The 21330-nt window shown below is 60.5% G+C and carries 23 protein-coding genes; 18 read left to right on the top strand and 5 right to left on the bottom strand.

Translation table 11 applies throughout. The annotated features are described in order from the left end of the window. Nucleotides 1-12 precede the first annotated feature (12 nt). On the top strand, nt 13-552 hold the full coding sequence (locus BMZ23_RS05120) for a sn-glycerol-3-phosphate transporter (protein WP_245748122.1): 540 nt from the start codon (nt 13-15) through the stop codon (nt 550-552). A 93-nt stretch (nt 553-645) separates the two neighbouring features. On the opposite strand, the gene BMZ23_RS05125 is transcribed toward BMZ23_RS05120, so the two are convergent. Further along, nucleotides 646-1104, bottom strand: coding sequence for a MaoC family dehydratase (locus tag BMZ23_RS05125; protein WP_093473578.1), 459 nt, complete (start codon nt 1102-1104; stop codon nt 646-648). Nucleotides 1105-1288: 184 nt separating this feature from the next. Beyond that, nucleotides 1289-2491 (bottom strand): DedA family protein, encoded by a 1203-nt coding sequence (locus BMZ23_RS05130; RefSeq protein ID WP_093473580.1) that lies wholly within the window; start codon nt 2489-2491, stop codon nt 1289-1291. Between the two features lie 133 nt (nt 2492-2624). On the opposite strand from BMZ23_RS05130, the gene BMZ23_RS05135 reads away from it, so the two are divergent. From BMZ23_RS05135 to lipB, 11 genes are all read left to right on the top strand, one after another. Continuing rightward, nucleotides 2625-3890 carry a glutamate-5-semialdehyde dehydrogenase gene (locus BMZ23_RS05135; protein WP_093473582.1) on the top strand — a complete coding sequence of 422 codons (1266 nt, stop codon included), beginning with the start codon at nt 2625-2627 and terminating at the stop codon, nt 3888-3890. Between the two features lie 7 nt (nt 3891-3897). Beyond that, nucleotides 3898-4533: a nicotinate-nucleotide adenylyltransferase gene (gene nadD / locus BMZ23_RS05140; RefSeq protein ID WP_245748123.1), complete on the top strand. Its 636-nt coding sequence runs from the start codon at nt 3898-3900 to the stop codon at nt 4531-4533. Nucleotides 4534-4550: 17 nt separating this feature from the next. Then, a complete protein-coding gene (rsfS, locus tag BMZ23_RS05145; protein WP_093473586.1) occupies nt 4551-4910 on the top strand; it encodes a ribosome silencing factor in 360 nt (119 codons plus the stop codon). 6 nt (nt 4911-4916) lie between these two features. Further along, nucleotides 4917-5384, top strand: a complete 468-nt coding sequence (gene rlmH / locus BMZ23_RS05150) for a 23S rRNA (pseudouridine(1915)-N(3))-methyltransferase RlmH (protein WP_093473588.1) — start codon at nt 4917-4919, stop codon at nt 5382-5384. 3 nt (nt 5385-5387) lie between these two features. Further along, entirely contained in the window at nt 5388-7259 is a 1872-nt protein-coding gene (gene mrdA, locus BMZ23_RS05155) for a penicillin-binding protein 2 (RefSeq protein ID WP_093473590.1), read from the top strand. Next, the gene (rodA, locus tag BMZ23_RS05160) at nt 7256-8404 is read left to right on the top strand and encodes a rod shape-determining protein RodA (protein WP_093473593.1); all 1149 of its coding nucleotides are present in this window, start codon (nt 7256-7258) and stop codon (nt 8402-8404) included. Before mrdA ends, rodA begins: the two co-directional genes overlap by 4 nt. 53 nt (nt 8405-8457) lie before the next feature. After that, nucleotides 8458-9420, top strand: a complete 963-nt coding sequence (gene mltB, locus BMZ23_RS05165) for a lytic murein transglycosylase B (RefSeq protein ID WP_093473595.1) — start codon at nt 8458-8460, stop codon at nt 9418-9420. Between the two features lie 26 nt (nt 9421-9446). Next, nucleotides 9447-10310 carry a septal ring lytic transglycosylase RlpA family protein gene (locus BMZ23_RS05170; RefSeq protein ID WP_093473677.1) on the top strand — a complete coding sequence of 288 codons (864 nt, stop codon included), beginning with the start codon at nt 9447-9449 and terminating at the stop codon, nt 10308-10310. Between the two features lie 94 nt (nt 10311-10404). Beyond that, nucleotides 10405-11571 (top strand): D-alanyl-D-alanine carboxypeptidase family protein, encoded by a 1167-nt coding sequence (locus tag BMZ23_RS05175; RefSeq protein ID WP_425431660.1) that lies wholly within the window; start codon nt 10405-10407, stop codon nt 11569-11571. A 9-nt stretch (nt 11572-11580) separates the two neighbouring features. Then, entirely contained in the window at nt 11581-11856 is a 276-nt protein-coding gene (locus tag BMZ23_RS05180) for an HP0495 family protein (protein WP_093473599.1), read from the top strand. Then, nucleotides 11853-12479, top strand: a complete 627-nt coding sequence (gene lipB / locus BMZ23_RS05185) for a lipoyl(octanoyl) transferase LipB (protein ID WP_177197225.1) — start codon at nt 11853-11855, stop codon at nt 12477-12479. Before BMZ23_RS05180 ends, lipB begins: the two co-directional genes overlap by 4 nt. On the opposite strand, the gene lipA is transcribed toward lipB, so the two are convergent. Together lipA and BMZ23_RS05195 are read right to left on the bottom strand one after the other, a co-directional pair. Beyond that, on the bottom strand, nt 12464-13531 hold the full coding sequence (lipA, locus tag BMZ23_RS05190; protein WP_093473604.1) for a lipoyl synthase: 1068 nt from the start codon (nt 13529-13531) through the stop codon (nt 12464-12466). The genes lipB and lipA overlap by 16 nt on opposite strands. Before the next feature lie 78 nt (nt 13532-13609). After that, a complete protein-coding gene (locus BMZ23_RS05195) occupies nt 13610-14932 on the bottom strand; it encodes a lytic murein transglycosylase (protein ID WP_093473606.1) in 1323 nt (440 codons plus the stop codon). Between the two features lie 133 nt (nt 14933-15065). Between BMZ23_RS05195 and BMZ23_RS05200 the strand changes: the two genes are divergently transcribed. The 6 genes from BMZ23_RS05200 to pyrF all read left to right on the top strand — a co-directional run bounded on the left by BMZ23_RS05200 (nt 15066) and on the right by pyrF (nt 20167). Continuing rightward, on the top strand, nt 15066-16559 hold the full coding sequence (locus BMZ23_RS05200) for a SulP family inorganic anion transporter (RefSeq protein ID WP_093473679.1): 1494 nt from the start codon (nt 15066-15068) through the stop codon (nt 16557-16559). 2 nt (nt 16560-16561) lie between these two features. Continuing rightward, complete coding sequence (locus BMZ23_RS05205) at nt 16562-17437, top strand: universal stress protein (RefSeq protein WP_093473609.1); 876 nt, start codon at nt 16562-16564, stop codon at nt 17435-17437. 153 nt (nt 17438-17590) lie between these two features. Continuing rightward, the gene (gene ihfB, locus BMZ23_RS05210) at nt 17591-17881 is read left to right on the top strand and encodes an integration host factor subunit beta (RefSeq protein WP_093473611.1); all 291 of its coding nucleotides are present in this window, start codon (nt 17591-17593) and stop codon (nt 17879-17881) included. A 65-nt stretch (nt 17882-17946) separates the two neighbouring features. After that, a complete protein-coding gene (locus BMZ23_RS05215) occupies nt 17947-18246 on the top strand; it encodes a LapA family protein (protein WP_093473614.1) in 300 nt (99 codons plus the stop codon). Nucleotides 18247-18252: 6 nt separating this feature from the next. Continuing rightward, nucleotides 18253-19443: a tetratricopeptide repeat protein gene (locus tag BMZ23_RS05220; RefSeq protein WP_093473616.1), complete on the top strand. Its 1191-nt coding sequence runs from the start codon at nt 18253-18255 to the stop codon at nt 19441-19443. 28 nt (nt 19444-19471) lie between these two features. After that, nucleotides 19472-20167: an orotidine-5'-phosphate decarboxylase gene (pyrF, locus tag BMZ23_RS05225; protein ID WP_093473619.1), complete on the top strand. Its 696-nt coding sequence runs from the start codon at nt 19472-19474 to the stop codon at nt 20165-20167. Between the two features lie 65 nt (nt 20168-20232). On the opposite strand, the gene BMZ23_RS05230 is transcribed toward pyrF, so the two are convergent. Beyond that, nucleotides 20233-21288, bottom strand: a complete 1056-nt coding sequence (locus tag BMZ23_RS05230) for an NAD(P)-dependent alcohol dehydrogenase (protein ID WP_093473621.1) — start codon at nt 21286-21288, stop codon at nt 20233-20235. Between the last annotated feature and the right edge of the window lie 42 nt (nt 21289-21330).

The following is a 21330-nucleotide window of genomic DNA, read 5'->3' on the forward strand; positions in this document are numbered from 1 at the left end:
TATGGAATATCAATGACTAAAACCTTACTTGCTTTTCTACTGGGGGCGCTGGTCGCGCCTGTGCTGGCCGACGACACGCCTGCCGATGGCAGCTTGCAGCGCGGCTGGCAGCATGCCCGTGATACCACCCTGCAGTTGTTTGGCCCGGAGCCGGCGCAAGACGGTTGGTACGTGCAGACCAGTGTCTGGACCAGCCATTACAGTCCCGAGCCGGACCACAACAACAATCAGGATCTGATCAGTGTCGAGCGGTGGCGCGATGACAGTTACCTGTGGGGTGCGGCCACCTTCCGGCATTCGTTCAGCGAGCGGGCCAACTATGTTTATGTTGGCAAGCGTTTCGGCTTTGGTGGCACTCCGTTCAATGCCAAATTGACTGGCGGTTTGTTGCAGGGCTATCGGGGGGAGTACCGGGACAAAATTCCGTTGAACCAGCTTGGCGTGGCGCCGGTGATCATTCCGTCGGTGGGTGTCAGTTACCAGCGGGTTGGGGCTGACCTGGTATTTCTTGGCGCAGCAGCACTGATGGTGAATGTCGGGGTCAGGCTGTAAGCCGTTCTGTTGATTCTGCTGGTACAGCCTCTGGCCTGTCGGCGTCTGCACGAAGACCCCGGAACAGAGTCTTCGCGTATTCAATGCAACGGATCAGACGAAATATAGGCTGAGGTTTTCAGCAATGAAGGCCGGTTTGTCGCTGCCTTCAATTTCCAGAGTGGAGCGTGCCTTGAGCAGCCACTGGCCGGGTTTCTTTTCGGTCACGTCAAGCACTGTTACTTGCAGGCGCACTCGCGAGCCAACACGTACCGGCTGGATAAAGCGCACGCTGTCGAGACCATAGTTGACTGCCATCTTCAGGCCCTGCGGCTTGACCAGCAGGCCGGCCGACAATACCGGCAGCAGTGACAGCGACAGGAAACCATGGGCAATGGTGCCGCCGAACGGGGTCAGCTTGGCTTTTTCTTCATCGATATGGATGAACTGGTGGTCGCCGGTGCATTCGGCAAACTGGTTGACGCGTTCCTGATCGATAGTCATCCAGTCGGAGTGGCCGAGGTCCTTGCCAATAAAGGACGATAGCTCGCTGGCGGGTACGGTTGCGCTCATGGGATTCTCCAGTGCGGTTGTTGTCGTTGTAGTGGGCCTGTCGCAAGTTGCTTCCCTGGCCCTTTGCAGTGTTTATACCTGCATCACAGGGTACTGGCCAGCATGTTTCCAAGTGTCTCGCTGCGGGTCAATGCGTTGGGCTGCTGTATTGCCGAGCTGAATGCTGGCGCATGCTCATCAGTGTTCAGCGTGGCAGCAGCAAACTGGCCAGAGGCACCAGCGGGATAAGTAGCAGCCCAAGGCGTCGGTAGGCATTGAGGGGCGGCAGCGGGGCGCTGCGTTGCAGCAACCAGCTGGCCAGCGCACACCCGGCGGCGGCATGCAGCAAGGGCAGTAGCAAAGCCCTTAGCGGGAAGTCGGCCGGCAATGCCAGCAGTTTTACCCAGACCGCCGCCGCAGGGACAAGCCAGAACAGTGCCAGTGCTTGCCAGTGCAACTGCAGGTCGCGGGTGGCATTGACCAGTGCGGCCAGCAGCCACGCCAGAATACTGCCGAGTAGCAGGGTGGAGGTGTCGTGTGCAGCAAGCCACAGGGTGGCGCTGCTCAGCAGGGCGGCCAGCAGCATCAGCAGCGCAGGGCGAGGTGACCTGCCAAGGGTTGGCAGCAGACCGGCCAGCAGCCACAGAGTGCCCATTGCGGCAGGTACTGGCCACGGCTGCATGCCGTTCAGCCAGTTGGCCAGTGTGTGGTCAAGTACCTGTTGTAATGGCAGGGTGAACTGCAGTGCGCCGGCGCTGGCCAGCAACAGGGCGGCGCTGGCCAGGGGGCTCCAGCGTTGCCGGCGGGCCAGCAACCAGAAACAACCGATGCCGATAGCCAGTAATTCGATCAGCAGTACGCCGGCGGCATTCCAGAAATGCTCGGGTACCGGCCAGTGCAGGGCGCTGCCGGTGGCATAACCGGGCAAAATATAAACGGGTGCCCAGAGCAGGGCCGAGAATAGATTGACCAGCAGGAAGCGCCAGAACGGCATGTCGAACATGCCGGCAACCAGGGGTATTACAGGCCGTACCGGGCCGACGAAACGCCCTATCAGAATGCTCAGCATGCCGTGCCTGCGGAAAAATACCTCGCCGCGGTCGACCCATTCCGGATAGCGACGCAGCGGCCAGATGCGTCGGATGTCCTGATGCAGCCAACGGCCCAGAGCAAAGCTCAGCAGGTCTCCACAGACGGCGCCGGCAAAGGCAAAGGCCAGAATTTCAATCAGCCCCATCTGTTGGCTGCCGGCCAGTGCCGCTGCAGCAAACAGCAGGACTACGCCGGGGACCAGCAGGCCGGCAATGGCGACGGATTCGAGCATGGCAATGGCAAAGATCACCGCACCTGTCCAGTGCCGGTGTTGCTCAAGCCATGCCAGCAGGGGGCCGCTCAGCAATTCTTCCATGCGTTATCCGGGAGATCGGGCAAAGGCCGATAGACTGCGTTGAACATGCCGGGATGATAGCAGGCTGCTGCGCTGTCAAGTGACCGGCCGGATCGCTATAATGGCGCCTTTTGCGTTAACGGCGGATGACCGGATGAGTGAGGCGCAGATTCACCAATACATGATCGGGCTCGGGCAGCAGGCGCGTAGCGCTTCGCGGGTTATTGCCCGGGCCAGTACGGCGCAGAAGAACCGTGCCTTGCTGGCCACGGCCGAGGCCCTGCAGGCGGCCAGTGAGCAGTTGCAGGTGGCCAATGCCCTGGATTTGCAGGCTGGTCGCGAGAACGGCCTGGACGAGGCGATGCTGGATCGCCTGGCACTGACCCCGGCACGTATCGAGACGATGCTCGAGGGGCTGCGCCAGGTGGCGGCGCTGGATGATCCGGTCGGCACCATCCGCGACATGAAATTCATGCCCTCGGGCATCCAGGTCGGGCGCATGCGCGTGCCGCTCGGGGTGATCGGCATCATTTACGAGTCGCGTCCGAATGTGACGGTCGAGGCTGCCAGTCTGTGCCTGAAATCAGGCAATGCCTGTATTCTGCGCGGTGGCTCCGAGTCGATCCACTCGAATCGGGCGATTGCCGCCTGCCTGCAGCAGGGGCTGGCCGCCGCCGGCCTGCCGGCCGAGGTGGTGCAGGTGGTGGAAACCACTGACCGGGCGGCGGTGGGCAGCCTGATTGCCATGCCGGAGTTTGTCGATGTGATAGTGCCGCGTGGCGGCAAGGGCCTGATCGAGCGTATCAGCCGGGATGCCCGGGTGCCGGTGATCAAGCATCTGGACGGCATTTGCCATGTCTATGTGGATGATCGTGCCGACCTGGACAAGGCCGAAGCCATCTGCGTGAACGCCAAGACCCATCGCTACGGCGTCTGCAATGCCATGGAAACCCTGCTGGTGCACCGTAGTGTCGCCGCCGCACTGCTGCCCCGACTGGCTGGCCGCTATGCCGAGAAGGGCGTCGAACTGCGTGGCTGCGAGACGACCCGGGCGATTCTGCCGCAGGCGCTTGTAGCCAGCGAAGAGGACTGGCACACCGAATATCTGGCGCCGATTCTGTCGGTGCGTGTGGTGGACGACATGGACGCCGCGATCGAGCACATCAACTGCTATAGCTCGCAGCATACCGATGCGATGGTCAGCGAGGATTACACGCGCGCCAGACGCTTCCTCGCCGAGGTGGATTCCAGTTCGGTGATGATCAATGCCTCGACCCGCTTTGCCGATGGTTTCGAGTATGGCTTGGGTGCCGAGATTGGCATCTCTACGGACAAGATTCATGCCCGTGGTCCGGTTGGTCTGGAAGGGCTGACCAGCGAGAAATATGTGGTGTTCGGTGACGGCCACGTGCGCCAGTGATGTGCCGGTGAAACAACGCATAGGGGTGCTTGGCGGCACCTTCGATCCCGTGCATTTCGGCCACCTGCGCAGCGCCATTGAGGTGCACGAGGCGCTGGCCCTCGACGAATTGCGGCTGCTGCCCAGTGCCCGTCCGCCGCATCGCGGCCAGCCTGGGTGCAGCGCCGAACAGCGCCTGCAGATGGTCCGGCTGGCGATTCAGGGTGCGTCAGGGTTGCAGGTGGACGACCGTGAGCTGCGGCGAGAGACGCCGTCCTGGACAGTGGATACCCTGCACTCGCTGCGTGAGGAACTGGGGCAGCAGCCAGCGATCTTTCTGGTGCTGGGCTGGGATGCTTTCTGCGGACTGCCCGGTTGGTCACGCTGGGAACAGTTGCTGGAACTGGCCAATCTGGTGGTGTTGCAGCGCCCGGATTGTGATCTGGACCTGCCGGAGGTGCTCAAGGATCTGTTGGCGGCGCGTACAACCGAAGCGGCGGTAGCCGACGCCAGTCATGGCCAGATCATCTGTCTGGCACAAACACCGCTGGCAATATCTGCCACGCGAATTCGCGAGTTGTTGGGCAGCGGGCGCAGTGTGCGCTATCTGTTGCCGGACGCGATACTCGACTATATCAATCAACATGGCCTCTATCGGCCGTGAATCACTCGGAAATCTTCATGGAAAATCAACAACTGCTGCAACTGGTCGAAAATGCCCTGGCTGAACTCAAGGCCAAGGATCTGGTGGTCATGGATGTGCGTGAGCAGACCAGTGTTACCGACTATATGGTGGTTGCCAGCGGCACCTCGAACCGTCAGGTGGTGGCACTCAGCAACAATCTGGTGGAAAAGGCCAAGGAAGCCGGTGTGCAGCCGCTGGGCGTGGAAGGCAAGGAAGGTGGCGAGTGGGTACTGGTCGATCTGGGCAGCGTGGTAGTACATATCATGCAGCCGGCCACCCGTGAGTTCTATGACCTGGAGCGACTGTGGCAGAGCGCCGAGTCGCGCCGTGCGCAGCTGCAGCAGCCGCAGGACTGAGGTCGGGTGAAACTGCGCCTGATCAGCGTGGCGTCACGCATGCCGCGCTGGGTCGAGGAAGGCTATCAGGAGTATGCCCGGCGCATGCCGCCGGAGCTACCACTGGAGTTGCTGGAAATTCCGTTGAATACCCGCGGCAAGAATGCCGATGTGTCCCGGCTGATTCGCCGCGAGGGCGAACAGATGCTGGCTGCGGTGCAGCCGGGGGAACGAATCGTTACCCTCGAGGTCAATGGTCGTGCCTGGTCAACCGAGCAACTCGCTGAGCAACTGGAGCGTTGGCGGCTTGAGGCCCGCACCGTCAACCTGATGGTGGGCGGTCCTGAAGGATTGCCCGAGGAAGTCTGCGCGCGCAGCGAGCAGCGCTGGTCGCTCAGCCCGTTGACCTTGCCGCATCCGTTGGTACGCATCCTGTTGGCCGAGCAGCTCTACCGGGCCTGGACCATTCTTAATCGCCATCCTTACCATAAGTGATACATGCCCGCTCCGCTGCATATTCGTGACCATACCAACGACAGCCGCATTATCCAGCGACGCCTGTTGCTGGCTGCGTTTTGCATGTTGATGTTGATCAGTGGTTTGCTGGCGCGCATGTATTTTCTGCAGGTAGTGCAACACGAATATCACTCGACCCTGTCAGAAAACAACCGCCGCCATGTGCAGCCGGTGCCACCACCACGTGGGCGTATCCACGACCGTAACGGTGAAGTGCTGGCCGAGAACCGTCCGAGCTTCAGTCTGACGATTACCCGCGAACGGGTGCCCGACATGCAGGCCAATCTGCAGTTGCTGCGTCAGTTACTGGAACTGGATGATGAGGCGCTGGAGCGTTTCGAACGGCGTCTGAAACAGCCGCGACGGCCGTTCGAGGCGGTGCCGGTGATGGCCGAGTTGAGCGAGGAGCAGATTGCCCGAATAGCGGTCAACCAGTTCCGTTTGCCGGGTGTCGAGGTGCAGGCCAGTTTTGTACGCTGGTACCCGCATGCCGAGCACTTTGCCCACGCTGTCGGTTATGTCGGGCGGATCAACGAACAGGACCTGCGGCGTATCGATACCGTGGCCTATGCGGGCACCCACTACATCGGCAAGACCGGCGTGGAGCGTCACTACGAGGACTGGCTGCACGGTACGGTCGGCTATGAAGAGGTCGAGACCAATGCCCGGGGTCGGGTACTGCGGGTGCTCAAACGCACTGATCCGGTAGCCGGACGTGATCTTACCCTGCACCTGGATGTGCGCCTGCAGGCTGCCGCCGAGCGGGCGCTGGGTGGGCGACGGGGTGCAGTAGTTGCCATAGAGCCGGCGACAGGGGGCGTATTGGCCTTTGTCAGTCAGCCAGGCTTTGATCCCAATCTGTTCGTCACCGGGATCAGCTTTGCCGACTATGCCGAATTGCGTGACTCGCTGGATCAGCCGCTGTTTAACCGGGTGCTGCGCGGATTATATCCGCCGGGCTCAACCATCAAGCAGATGGTCGCACTGGCCGGCCTGGATAGCGGCGCAGTAACCCGCAGCAGCCGGGTATTCGACCCCGGTTTCTATCAGTTACCCAACCATAGTCACAAATACCGCAACTGGAACCGGACCGGCGACGGTTGGGTGGATATGCGGCTGGCTATTGTGCGTTCCAATGACACCTACTTCTACGATCTGGCACACAAGCTGGGCATCGACCGATTGCATGACTATATGACCCGCTTCGGTATCGGCACCCGGGTGTCCCTGGACATGTTCGAGGAGTCGGCTGGATTGATGCCGTCGCGGGAATGGAAACGCATCAACCGTCGTCAGCCCTGGTACCCCGGTGAAACCCTTATTGCCGGTATCGGACAGGGCTACATGCTGGCAACGCCGTTGCAACTGGCGCAGTCAACCGCGCTGATTGCCAATCGCGGCGTCTGGAAACGACCGCGGCTGCTCAAGGAAGCTGACGGGCTGGAGCCGGACGAAAGCGGTACCCCGGAGAATATTGTGCTGAAGAACCCCGCCGATTGGGAGTTCATTATCGACGCCATGGCGGATGTCATGCATGGCGAGCGTGGCACGGCCCGTGCTGCGGCCCAGGGCGCAGCCTACCGGATTGCCGGCAAGACAGGTACAGCCCAGGTGGTAGGGATTGCCCAGGGGGCCAAATACGATTCGGCCGCCTTGCAGGAGCGTCACCGCGACCATGCCTTGTTTGTCGGCTTTGCCCCGGCAGATGATCCGAAAATTGCCGTGGCAGTGATGGTGGAGAATGGCGAGTCCGGTGGACGGGTGGCAGCGCCGGTGGCGCGAGAGGTGTTTGATGCCTGGTTGCTGGAGCCGGAAGAAGACGAGCCGGAACTCTACTGGGAGATACAGCCATGAACCTGTTGAGCCGTATCACGGCGGGCAGCACTGACCCGCTGCGTCGTCGCATGCCCCTGTGGCAGCGTATCCATGTGGATCCCTGGTTGCTGCTGCTGGTGTTGCTGCTGGCGGTGGTCGCCGGAGTGGTGTTGTATTCTGCCAGCAGCAAGGATATGGGCATGCTGTACCGGCAGTCCGCGGCCTGGGCCGTAGGCCTGGCCGCGATGCTGGTGATTGCCCAGTTCCAGCCGCGCTTCATGCAGCGCTGGACACCGCTGGCCTACCTGGGCGGGACCTTGCTGTTATTGGCGGTGCTGCTGGTTGGCACCGAAGCCAAGGGCGCCCAGCGCTGGCTGACCATTCCCGGGGTCATGCGTTTCCAGCCGTCAGAATTGATGAAGCTGGTAATGCCAATGGCGGTTGCCTGGTACCTGGGAAGTCGCAGCATGCCGCCGAGCTTCAAACATGTTTGCGGGACGCTGCTAATTCTCGCCCTGCCGGTGCTGCTGATTCTGAAGCAGCCTGATCTGGGCACCTCACTGCTGATCGCTGCGTCCGGTATTTTCGTCTTGCTGCTGGCAGGACTGCGTTGGCGTTACATTCTGGGCGCATTGGTGGCTTTGGTGCCGGCGGCCGTGGCTATGTGGATGTTTGTGCTGCACGGCTACCAGAAACAACGGGTGCTGACCTTTTTGAACCCTGAGAGTGATCCGCTGGGTGCCGGTTGGAACATCATCCAGTCGAAAGCAGCGATAGGCTCTGGCGGGGTCTATGGCAAGGGCTGGCTGCATGGCACCCAGTCCCACCTGGACTTCCTGCCAGAGGGGCATACCGACTTTATTATCGCGGTATTGGCCGAGGAGTTTGGTCTGATTGGCGTTGCGCTGCTGTTGATGGTCTATGTGCTGGTAATAGCCCGCGGCCTGTATATTACCCTGCAAGCCCAGGACAGCTTCGGAAAGTTGCTGGCCGGCAGCATTACCCTGACCTTCTTTGTATATGTTTTTGTCAACATAGGTATGGTCAGTGGCCTGTTACCGGTGGTCGGGGTACCCTTGCCACTGATCAGCTATGGCGGCACATCACTGGTAACCCTGTTGTGCGGGTTCGGTATCCTGATGTCCGTGCATACCCACCGCAAATGGATGAGTCCGACTGTCTGAGGCAGCGGCGAGGAGCAGTTCGATTGAAAACCGGCGCATGGCATGGATGGTGGATGGGCGCGCTGCTGTGCAGCCCCTTGGCCCTGGCACAGAACTACACGGATGAGCACCCTGAGGTGCAGCCCTTTGTGCAGGAAATGCAACAGGAGCACGGGTTCAGTCAGGAGTACGTGCGCTCGCTATTGGCCAATGCCGAGCGTCGCCAACCCATTCTGGATGCCATTTCGCGTCCGGCTGAGCGTGTGCGCCCCTGGCATGAGTACCGCGCTATCTTTATTACCGACCAGCGCATCCGAGAGGGGCTGGCGTTCTGGGACGCGCACACCGAGACCCTGGCGCGTGCCGAAGCCGAGTACGGTGTCGAGGCTGAGGTGATTCTGGCGATTCTCGGTGTGGAGACTTTCTACGGCCGTATCAAGGGTAGTCACCGGGTGATTGATGCGCTGACCACCCTGGGGTTTGACTATCCGCCAAGGGCCGAGTTCTTTCGTCGCCAGCTCAAGTCGTTTCTGGTGCTGACCCGCGAGCAGCAGATGGACCCGCTGGCGTTAACCGGCTCCTACGCCGGCGCCATGGGCTATCCGCAGTTCATTCCCAGCAGTTATCAGGCCTTTGCCGTGGATTTTGACGACGATGGCAAGGTCGATATCTGGAACAACCCGGCCGATGCCATCGGCAGCGTGGCCAATTATTTCCGCGAGCACAACTGGCAGCATGGCGCCACAGTGGCAGTCGCTGCCGAGGTGGCTGGCGAGCGCTTTGCCGAGGGTGTGACCGTGCCGGACGGACTGGAAGCCCGGCGTAGCCTCGGCGAGCTGCGAGCCTTGGGCTGGCAGCCTCAGGTCGAGCTGGCGGACTCGCAGGAGGTCATGGCCTTTGAGTTCGATGCAGGCGACGGGATGCAATACTGGCTGGGACTGGATAACCTGTACGTGATAACCCGATACAACCGCAGCGTGATGTACGCGATGGTGGTGCATCAACTGGCGGAGCTGCTCAAAGAGGCGCGACAGTGATCAATCGGCAATCCCTGCAACTATTGATGGTGGTGCTGGCGGCTGCCAGCCTGCTGCTGAGTGGATGCTCTTCGAAAGCACCGAAGCAGGGAGTCGGCAGTCTTCCGCCTGCCGGTATGCAGACTCGCCCTGACCGCGATGGCCCTCCGTTGCACCAGATTGATGTGTCAAAAATTCCGGATGCCGTGCCCACTCCGCATAACGGTCCCTACAAGGCCAGCCCCTATCAAGTGTTCGGTGTGCGTTATGTGCCGATGCAGGATGGTCGCAATTATCGCGAGACAGGTCTGGCGTCCTGGTATGGCACCAAGTTCCACGGCCAGCTCACGGCCAATGGCGAAGCCTATGATTTGTACGGCATGACAGCCGCACACAAGACACTGCCATTGCCGAGCTATGTGCGTGTGACCAATCTGGATAACGGTCGGCAGATTATTGTGCGGGTCAACGACCGTGGCCCGTTCCATTCGAACCGGATTATCGATCTGTCCTATGCCGGCGCGAAAAAACTCGGCTTTGCCGAAAGCGGCACAGCCAGAGTCAGGGTTGAGGGTATTGATCCGGTGGCCTGGCAGCGCGAAAATCGCGGCGCGCCGACGCAGCGACAGGTCGCGCGTGCACCCGCACCCGCACCGGTAGCCGTGTCGTCTGGTCAGAACCTGTATCTACAGGCCGGCGCCTTCGCCTCGCCGCAGGCTGCCGAGCAGTTGCGCCAGCGCTTGCAGTCAATGGTTCAGGCCAGCGTGTTTGTGTCACCGACACAGGGCGACGCGCAAACGCTGCATCGCGTCCGCCTGGGGCCGATCAACAGCCAGGCCGAAGCAGAGCAGCTGATCGAAGCCCTGCGACTGGCTAACCTGGGAACACCGGTACTGGTAACCCGAAACTGAACACCCTGTGGCCGTATGCCGTGGCGTATGGTCTTCTGATGATCTTTGATAGCCAGAGAGTGACATGCTGAAATCCCTGTGCAAAACCGCTGTTGTGGGCTGTACCCTGATGCTGGCTTCGCTGTCCGTAGCGCAGACGCCCACACCTGTTCCGCAGCCGACGCCGGCGATGATCCAGCCGGCGGTGCCGGCGCCGCCGCAGATTGCCGCCAGCAGCTATATTCTGATGGATGCCAGCAGTGGCGCCGTGCTGGTCGAGCATAATGCCGACGAGCGTCTGCCGCCGGCCAGCCTGACCAAGATGATGACCAGCTATATCGGTAGCCTGGAGCTGATCGAGGGGCGCATCAATGAGCAGGATGGCGTACTGATCAGTGAAACGGCCTGGCGCAAGGGCGGCTCGAAGATGTTCGTCAAGGTCGGTGACCGGGTGCCCTTCATCGACCTGAAGCGCGGCATTATCATCCAGTCCGGCAACGATGCCAGCATCGCTTTGGCCGAGCATGTGGCCGGCAGCGAAGATGCCTTTGCCGACATGATGAACCGCCACGCCGAGCGGCTCGGTCTGCGCAATAGCCATTTCACCAATGCCACCGGCTGGCCGGATGACAATATGTACTCCAGCGCCCGCGACATGGCGATCCTGGCCCAGGCGATCATTCGCGATGATGTCGACTACTACCCGATCTACAAGGAAAAGGAATACACCTGGAACGGCATCACCCAGTCCAACCGCAACCGCATGCTGTGGCGCGACTCCAGCGTTGATGGCCTGAAAACCGGCCACACCGAAGCGGCCGGCTATTGTCTGGTGGCTTCCGCCGAGCGTGAGGGGATGCGTCTTATCTCGGTAGTGATGGGCGCCAGCAGTGATGCCGTGCGCACCGCAGAAACCCAGAAGCTGCTGACCTGGGGTTTTCGTTTCCATGAAACCCGGCGTTTCTACCAGCCTGGTCAGGTATTGTCCTCGGCGCGGGTATGGGGAGGCGAGAGCATGCAGGTTGATGTAGGGCTTGCCGATGGCCTGATCCTGACCCTGCAGCGCGGCCAGTTTGACAACCTGGAAGCGACAATCGAGCTGGACAAGGCGCTGAAGGCCCCGATTGCAGCAGGTGCCAGGCTGGGCACAGTCGAAGTGCGTAATGGCAACCAGGTATTGCACAGTGCACCGGTCGTGGCGCTGAACGAGGTGCCGGCGGCTGGTTTCTTTGGTCGGCTGTGGGACAGCATCCGGCTGTTCTTCCATAACCTGTTCAACTGAGGTCCAGGCATGGCTATACAGACCCCCGAAGCGCCGAAGATCGAGTTTCCCTGCCAGTACCCTATCAAGGTGATTGGCTCGGCTGGCGAGGGCTTTACCGAACTGGTGGTGTCGATTGTCGAGCGACATGCGCCCGGTTTTGATGCGACCTGTATCGATGTGCGTGACAGCAGCAACGGCCGGTTTCTGTCGCTGCGGATGGAGATACATGCCACTGGCGCCGAGCAGTTGCAGGCGCTGCATGCAGAACTCAAGGCCACTGGCCGCGTGCATATGGTGCTCTGATGCCGGCCCTTGACGTGCGTCGTCTTGGCCTGGTGGATTATCTGCCGACTCTGGAGGCGATGCGCACCTACACCGCCGAGCGCGATGCCGAGACACCAGACCAGATCTGGCTGTTGCAGCATCCGCCGGTATTTACCCAAGGGCAGGCTGGCAAGGCGGAGCATCTGCTGGCACCGGGTGATATTCCTGTGGTGCAGGTGGAGCGCGGTGGGCAGGTGACCTACCACGGTCCGGGCCAGCTGGTCGGCTATGTGTTGCTGGATCTGCGCCGGCTGGGGATTGGCGTGCGCGAGCTGGTCACGGCACTCGAACAGGCGCTGGTAGAACTGTTGGACAGCTACGGGGTCAAGGCGGCGGCGCGGGCCGATGCGCCCGGTGTGTATGTCGGCAATGCCAAGATTGCCTCGCTAGGATTGCGCGTGCGCCGGGGGTGCTCGTTTCACGGCCTGGCGCTGAACGTGGATATGGACCTGTCACCCTTCAGCCGTATCAATCCCTGTGGCTACAGCGGACTGCAGATGACCCGTCTGTGTGACCAGACAGCGCAACCGGTTGACATGCAAGAGGTCAGCCGGCGTCTGGAGCAGGCCCTGCGCCGCCAGCTTGGTTATCCGTTGTCCTGATCCAGGGCGTGCAGTGGAATAAGCTTCGGCTGCACTTCCACGACTTGCCCGGGCACTACGGCCGGAGCAGCCAGTCCCAGGTTGTTTTTTTCGAATACCCGGTCGGCCCGGTAGCTGGAGCGCACCAGCGGTCCGGCAGCCACCTCCATAAAGCCCATCTGCAGGCCAATGTCACGCAACCGGTTGAATTCCTCGGGGCTGACCCAGCGTTGCACCGGCAGGTGGTTGCGGGTCGGTTGCAGGTACTGGCCGAGGGTCACAATGTCCACCCCAATCGCACGCAGGTCGCGGAAGGTCTGCAGTACCTCATCATCAGTTTCCCCGAGTCCGAGCATCAGGCTGGTCTTGGTCAATACCTCGGGGCGATGGCGCTTGGCATGCGCCAGTACCTGCAGGGTCTTGCCGTAGCCGGCCCGCGGATCACGCACCTCATGGGTCAGGCGCTCGACGGTTTCGACATTCTGCGCAAATACCTCAAGCCCTGAATCCACCACCTGTTCAACCGCCGCCGGATCAGCATCAAAGTCCGGCGTCAGCGCCTCCACCACTACCTGCGGGGTGTTCTGCTTTATGGCACGGATGCAGGCTGCATAGTGGGCGGCACCACCATCATCCAGATCGTCACGGTCGACCGAGGTCAGTACCACATAGCGTAGCCCCATCAGTTCCACCGAACGGGCCGTATTTTGCGGTTCCTCAAGGTCCAGCCAGCCATTCGGATTGCCGGTATCCACCGCACAGAAACGGCAGGCGCGGGTGCATACCGAGCCCATCAGCATGATGGTGGCCGTGCCGCTGGACCAGCATTCGCCCATGTTCGGGCAGTGTGATTCAGCACAGACAGTACTCAGCCGATGCTCTGCCACATTGCGCTTTACAGCCTCGAAGCGCTCACCGCCTGCGGCCTTGACCCGTAGCCACCTGGGCTTGGGTTCGAAGGTCTTGGGCGCCTCGCTGCCGGCGCGGCGCTTTTGTCCGTCCTTGATCGCGGTAATGCCTTCGGCTGTGCGGAATTTCTCGCCGCTGGCGGGTTTGCGCGGAGTATCGGACATGGTTGCAGGGCTCCTCGGCAATACGCGGCGGGCGCCGCGGGGCTGGCGCGCCGGATTCTAGCACAGCAGCGGTCCCGGTCAGAGTCCGCGCAGTTGTTCGAGCAGGGTGGCCGACGGATAGCCGTCAGCCGGTTTGCCCAGGTGTTGTTGCAGATCGCGAACGGCGTGTCGGGTATTCGCACCTATGATGCCGTCGATGCCACCGGGGTCAAAGCCTGCCTGATGCAGGCGTTCCTGCAGCTCTACCCGCTCGGAGCGTGACAGTGGTCGCTCGTTCATTGGCCAGCTGGCATGGATCTGGCCACCGCCCTGGAGGCGTTCGCTGAGCAGGCCGATGGCCAGTGCATAGCTGGTGGAATTGTTGTAGCGCAGGATGCTGCGGAAGTTGCCGAATACCAGAAACGCCGGTCCCTGATGGCCGGCGGGCAGTAACAGGCTGGCTTCAAGCTCGCCATCGCCGGGCATGGACATATTGCTGGCGCTGCGAACGCCCAGTGTCTGCCACTGATTCAAGGGAAGCCGGATCGACATGTCAGCACGCGAATAATCAAAGCTGTCTGGCAGTCGCACTTCGATGCCCCACGGCTGACTGCTGCGCCAGTTGTTGGCAGTCAGGTAATTGGCTGCCGAGGCCAGGGCATCAGCGGATGACTGCCAGATATCCCGTCGGCCATCGCCGTCAAAATCCACCGCATGGGAGTTGTAGGTGGTCGGGATGAACTGCGTCTGGCCCATGGCGCCGGCCCAGGAGCCAAGCATGCGCTCGGGGCTGATATCACCGCGTTGCAAGATGTCGAGTGCCGCCAGCAATTGGCTGCGGGCAAACTCGGGGCGCCGGCCCTGATGGCCCAGCGTGGCCAATGAGCGGACTACCGAATGGTTGCCCATATGGCTGCCGAAATTGCTTTCCAGCCCCCAGATGGCAACCAGAATATGCCGGTCCACCCCGTAGCGCTGCTCAATTGCCCCGAGTGTCTGTGCATGGTTGCCGAGCAGCTGGCGACCGCGATTTACCCGGTGCGCTGACAGCGCTCCGTCCAGGTACTCCCACACCGGGCGGGTAAACTCCGGCTGACTGCGGTCGGCGCGCAGCACCACCGGGTCAGGTTCCAGGCCGCCGGTCACGCGATCGAACAGTGCGGCATCAATGCCTGCTGCCAGGGCATCGCCACGCAAGGCAGACAACCAGTCCTGCATGCTCTGTTCCACGGGGATTACTGCAACAGCCTGAGTCGGCTGACTGGCAGGTGTCTGAATGACGGCTGGTTGTGCCGCCGGCTGGGCACTGGCCAGAGCCTGTGTCGATTGGCCGGCGCAGCCGGTCAGCAGCAGAGTGGCAGCCAGCAGCCACAGGGGGCGGCCACGCAACAGGGCAGGGGAATGGGGCTGGTGGATCGGCATGAGTGACCTGGCAAAAATCAGTGAAATGAGCAACTTGGACTCTAGCATGCCGGCGAAGTTTGCCGAAGGGGAAAGCAAAGATGTTGCTGTGCTAGACTTCGCGCCCTTTCGAACTGGCTCCCGGATTGCAGCAATGACCTTTTCCCAGAAACTCCGTTTCGAATGGTTTTCCAACATACGCGGCGACCTGCTTGCCGGTCTGGTGGTGGCGCTGGCGCTGATTCCCGAGGCGATCGCTTTCTCAATCATCGCCGGTGTTGACCCTAAGGTTGGGCTATATGCCTCATTCTGTATAGCGGTGGTGATAGCCTTTACTGGCGGCCGTCCGGGCATGATCTCGGCAGCAACCGGCGCCATGGCGCTGTTGATGGTCACCCTGGTGCGTGAGCACGGTCTTGAATATCTGCTGGCTGCCACCGTGTTGTGCGGGGTGCTGCAGATTGCTGCCGGATACCTCAAACTGGGCTCTCTGATGCGTTTTGTGTCGCGCTCGGTGGTGACCGGATTTGTCAATGCGCTGGCAATTCTTATCTTTATGGCGCAGCTACCCGAGCTGACCGGTGTTACCTGGCATGTGTATGCGATGACCGCGGCTGGTCTGGGAATCATCTATCTGTTCCCCTATGTGCCGGTGGTCGGCAAGGCGATACCCTCGCCGCTGGTATGCATCCTCACACTTACCGCGGTGGCACTGCTGCTGGGGCTGGATATCCGCAGTGTTGCGGATATGGGCGAGCTGCCGGATACATTGCCGGTCTTTCTCTGGCCGGATGTGGCGCTGACTCTTGAAACACTGCTGATCATTCTGCCTTATTCGGCGGCACTGGCCGTGGTGGGTTTGCTGGAGTCGATGATGACCGCAACCATCGTTGATGATCTGACCGATACCTGCAGTGACAAAAATCGTGAATGCAAGGGGCAGGGCATTGCCAACATCGGTGCCGGCTTGATGGGCGGCATGGCCGGCTGTGCGATGATCGGGCAATCGGTGATCAACGTGAAGTCGGGCGGGCGCACCCGGTTGTCCTGCTTGACGGCCGGCGTGGTGCTATTGCTGATGGTGGTATTTCTCAGTGACTGGGTTGGCCTGATCCCCATGGCTGCACTGGTGGCCGTGATGATCATGGTGTCAATCGGCACCTTCAGTTGGGATTCGTTGCGTAACCTCAAGCAACATCCGCTATCGACCAATATCGTGATGCTCGCCACCGTGGTGGTAACGGTAGGCACGCATAATCTGGCCTATGGTGTATTTGTCGGCGTACTGCTGGCAGCGATGTTCTTTGCCAACAAGATGGCGCACTACCTGCATATCGGCAGCGAACTGGATGCCGGTGGTCGTCAGCGCAGCTATCGAGTGGTTGGTCAGGTGTTCTTCAGCTCCGCTGACAAGTTCGTGGCCGCCTTTGATTTCAAGGAAGCCCTTGATAAGGTGGTTATCGATCTTGGGCGCGCGCACTTCTGGGATATCACCGCTGTGGCGGCGCTCGACAAGGTGGTTATCAAGTTCCGTCGGGAAGGTACAGCGGTGGAGATTCTTGGCATGAATCAGGCCAGCGCCACCATCGTTGACCGTTTTGGCGTACACGACAAGCCGCAAGCCATTGACCAGCTGATGGGGCACTGACGATGAACACTGGGACAAGCACGGGTACACCGGGAGTCATTGCCTGTATTGACGCCTCGCGCTCCGCCTTGGCGGTCTGTGATTATGCGGCCTGGTGCGCCCAGCGCCTGCAGTCGGTTCTGACCCTGCTGCATGTGCTGGATCATTCCAGCTTTCCGGTACCGGGCGACCTCTCTGGCAATATCGGCCTGGGCAGTCGCGAGTTACTGTTGCAGGAGCTTGCCGAACTGGACGAGAAGCGCGCACGGCTGATGCGCGAGCAGGGGCGGCATCTGCTTGATGTGGCCGCTGAGCGAGTGCGCGCACAAGGCATTGTCGAGCCGTTGCAGCGCCAGCGTCACGGAGATCTGGTCGAATCGCTTCAGGAGTTGGAGAGCGAAATGCGGCTGCTGGTCATGGGTCGCCAGGGCGAGGAGGGTGACTCGCTCGGGCAACACGTTGGCAGCCATCTGGAAAGTGTGGTCCGTACCCTGCACCGACCGATTCTGGTGACTACCGGCGAGTTTAGTGTCCCTCGCCGTCTGATGCTGGCTTTCGATAACGGTCCGAGCACGCGCAAGGGTGTTGAAATGCTGGCCGTAAGCCCTCTTTTCAAGGGATTGCCGGTGCACCTGTTGCAGGTAGGGGCTGATACCGGTGATGCTCGCGCAGCCCTGGACGAGGCTGCTGAACGCCTTCGCCGCGCCGGCCATGACGTGCACAGCGAGATCCGCGCCGGAGAGGTGGAGGCCACATTGCTTGGCTATGAACAAGAGCATGATATCGACCTGATTGTCATGGGCGCCTACGGTCATTCACGCATTCGCCAGTTCTTCGTCGGTAGCACCACCACCAACCTATTGGCCCGTACACGCAAGCCGCTGCTGCTACTGCGATAGTTGTACTCCCTGAGCGCTTGCCATCTGCAACCCGGTGAGCGCTTGCCGCACACTCGATCAAATCCGCCGATCAGCGTAATCCTGTTCAAATGCCTGCAGCCGTGGTAAAACCGTTCTAAACGGATGCAGCCGCTTGATAAGAAAAGGAAAACCATGACCAAGTCGGAGCTGATCGAACGCATTGTCGACAAACAGGCGCAGTTGACATATCGGGATGTTGAACTGGCCATAAAAACCGTGCTGGAGCACATGACACAAGTGCTTGCCAGCGGCGAGCGGATTGAGATCCGCGGGTTTGGCAGTTTTTCCCTGCACTACCGGGCACCACGCATAGGGCGCAACCCACGTACCGGTGACTCTGTCCAGCTTGATGGCAAATACGTCCCGCATTTCAAACCCGGCAAGGAGCTCAGAGACCGCGTCAACGAGTCGCTGACCGACTGATCCGGTATCAGTCAAGCGTGGCGCTGGGCTATACTCGCAGACCGGACAACTGCTGGGAGTAGGGCATGCACTGGCTCAAGCGCGCACTCTTGATCATCATTCTGCTGCTGGTGGCGCTGGCCACTCTGGACTTTGTCCTGGAAAACCAGCAGCGTGTCCAGATCGGCTTTCTTGACATGCAGTCCCCCGAATTACCTCTGGCCCTCCTGAGCATACTGGTGTTCATCACCGGTAGTGCCTTAGGTCTGTTTGCCGGCTGGCTGGTCAGTGCCCGCCTGCGGTTACGTCTGCTTCGGCAGGGGCAGGAGCTCAGCCGGTATCGCAAGGAAGTCGACAAACTGCGTACAGAACCGATAAAGGACTGACAGGTAATGCAGGACCTGTGGTTCGCCGGTTTGTTTGTGCTGGCTCTGGCGATCGGATGGTTTCTCGGGCGTCGTCAGGCCGTCCGCATAGGTGTTATGCCGGGGCCGCACGGCAGTGCACTGGACCGTCAGTACTTCATCGGACTCAACCATCTTCTCGACGAGCAACCTGACGAAGCCCTGGAAGCCTTTGTTCGTGCGCTTGAAATAAATCCCGAGACCGTGGAGACGCATATCGCCATTGGCAAGCTGTTTCGCCAGCGTGGCGATGTGCAGCGAGCCATTCGCATCCACCAGAATTTGCTTGCAAGACCGGCGCTGCCGACAACACAGTCAGACAGGGTGCAGCTTGAGCTGGCCCGGAATTACCTTGCCGTTGGGCTTGACCCGCGCGCAGGGCAGTTACTGGACCAGTTGATTGCAGGATCAAGTGTAAAGGCCGAGGCCCTGGCCGACAGGGTCAGACTCAGCGAGCGTGAGCGCGACTGGCAACAGGCAGTCGAGTACGGCACCTTGCTCTACCGGGAGCGGCCTCAGTTTGCTGTAACGCTGTCACACTATTATTGCGAACTGGCCGAGAAGCTCTTGCGTGCCGGTTCGGTCAGATCGGCGCGCAGCCGGTTGCGCATGGCCATGAAGAAAGACCCGCGCTCGTTGCGTGCCATGTTGATGCTGGCAGAGCTGGAACACGAGCAAGGCAGGCCGGCACAAGCCAGGCGATGGTTGCTGCGTCTGGCCTGTGAAGATATGGCCCTGATACCCCAGAGTCTGCCGCTGATCCATCGAATGGCGGCAGTCGGCCAGCTCGACGTGCTAGAATACCTCGATAAAATTCATCGAACTCAAGCGCCTTCAACAGATACGCTACTGCTGCAGGCCGAGACCGTGCGCCAGCGTGATGGCTCTCTCGCGGCAGAGCAGCTCATGCTGCGACAACTTCAGCGGATACCATCCTTGCAAGGGTTGTTGTATCTGGTCGATTTGCGTCTGGAACGCCAGAAAGGCAATGGCCCGGAACAGTTGCTGGAGCTTCGCCAAATTATCCGTAGCCTGTATGCCGTGCGGATGAATTACCGCTGTGATGGCTGCGGGTTTTCCGCAAAAGCCATGCACTGGCAATGTCCGGCCTGTCATGCATGGTCAACCATGCGCAGGCTGGATCAAGCCGAGCCCGCAGCAGCACAGACAGCCCATTGAAGGCCATGTTTTTTTCAAGGAACAGCTGATGACAACCACATCTCCGATCATAGTTGCACTGGATTATCCGCACGCTGCCGATGCACTGACGCTGGCGGATCAGTTGAATCCGCAGGACTGTCGGCTCAAGGTTGGTAAGGAGCTCTTTACCCGCAGTGGGCCGGTGGTGGTAGAACAGTTGCAGGCCAAGGGCTTCGAGGTATTCCTTGATCTCAAGTTCCACGATATTCCCAATACCACAGCCGCAGCTGTTCGTGTTGCAGCCGAACTGGGTGTCTGGATGGTCAATGTGCACGCTGGTGGCGGGCGGCGGATGATGGAGGCGTGCCGAGAAACCCTGGCCCGTTTTAACGGTAATCGGCCGTTACTGACAGCAGTGACCGTATTGACCAGTCTGGAACAGGAAGATCTGCAGGAAGTGGGTATTGATATCGAGCCCATGGTGCAGGTACAACGGCTGGCGCGACTGGCGGCTGAATCGGGCATGGATGGCGTGGTTTGCTCGGCGCGTGAAGCTCGGGCGCTGCGGGCCAGTCTGGGCGAGGAGTTCAAGCTGGTGACTCCGGGGATTCGCCCCGACGACAGTGCTGCCGATGATCAACGTCGTGTGGTCACTCCCGCCCAGGCATTGGAAAACGGCAGCTCGTATCTGGTGATCGGTCGCCCGATAACCCGCGCCGAGGCTCCTGCACAAGCCCTTGCGCAGATTCTTGCCAGCCTCTGACGGTAAACAGGGATCGCCGGGTTTAACTCGACTCAGGCGATCCCTGCTGCAGAACCCCTTTCAACTCATGGCTTGATGGCAATTTTCAGCACGCCATCCTTTTGCGCCGCAAACAACGCATAGGCCTCGACTATGTCGTCGAGCGCAAAGCTGTGCGTGACCATCGCGGTCAGGTCAACCCGACCAGAAGCCACCACCTCCATCAAGCGCCGCATACGTTCCTTGCCGCCAGGGCACAGGGTGGTCACTATATGGTGGTCACCAAGACCGGCTGCAATCGCATCCAGCGGCATGCTCAGCTTGCCGGAGTAGACGCCCAGACTGGACAGCGTGCCTCCCGGCCGCAAAACCCGCAGGCAGGACTCGAAGGTCTGCTGGGTGCCTAGTGCCTCGATGGCTACATCCACACCTTTGCCACCTGTCAGCTCCATAATGCGTGTCACCGGGTCGCAGTCACGGAAATTCAAGGTAATGTCCGCTCCCAGCCTGCGGGCTACCTCCAGACGCTCCGGTACGCCGTCCACCGCAATGATCCGTGTTGCTCCCATCAGTTTGGCGCCGGCAGTCGCGCAGAGTCCGATCGGCCCCTGGGCAAAAATAACCACGGTATCGCCAATGCGAATGTGCCCGCTCTCGGCACCGCCGAAACCGGTACTCATGATGTCGGGGCACATCAGTACCTGCTCATCGGTCAGGCCGTCGGGAACCAGCGTCAGGTTGGCCTGGGCATTCGGGATCAATACGTACTCGGCCTGACATCCGTCAATACTGTTGCCCAATTGCCAGCCGCCCATGGCCTTGCCGCCGCACTGGCTGGACACGCCATCAAGACAGGAGTGGCATTGGCCACAGGGCGTGATGGCGCCGGCAATCACCCGTTGCCCAACCTGGTAGCCGGTAACGGCAGAGCCGAGCTCGGCTATCACCCCGACCGGTTCGTGGCCAACGATAAGGCCAGGTGTGACCGGGTATTCGCCTTTGAGAATATGGACGTCAGTACCACAAATCGTGGTGGTGGTAACTTTGAGAAGGGCGTCGGTGGGGCCCGGCTTGGGTATCGGTCGTTGTTGTAACTCGATCTTGCCGGGTTCGACGAAAACGGCAGCTTTCATGGTGTTCATGCAACGACCTCCGCAACGCTATAGTGGAATCTCCACCATAGC

It is taken from the genome of Halopseudomonas yangmingensis (assembly GCF_900114825.1).
GTDB lineage: Bacteria > Pseudomonadota > Gammaproteobacteria > Pseudomonadales > Pseudomonadaceae > Halopseudomonas > Halopseudomonas yangmingensis.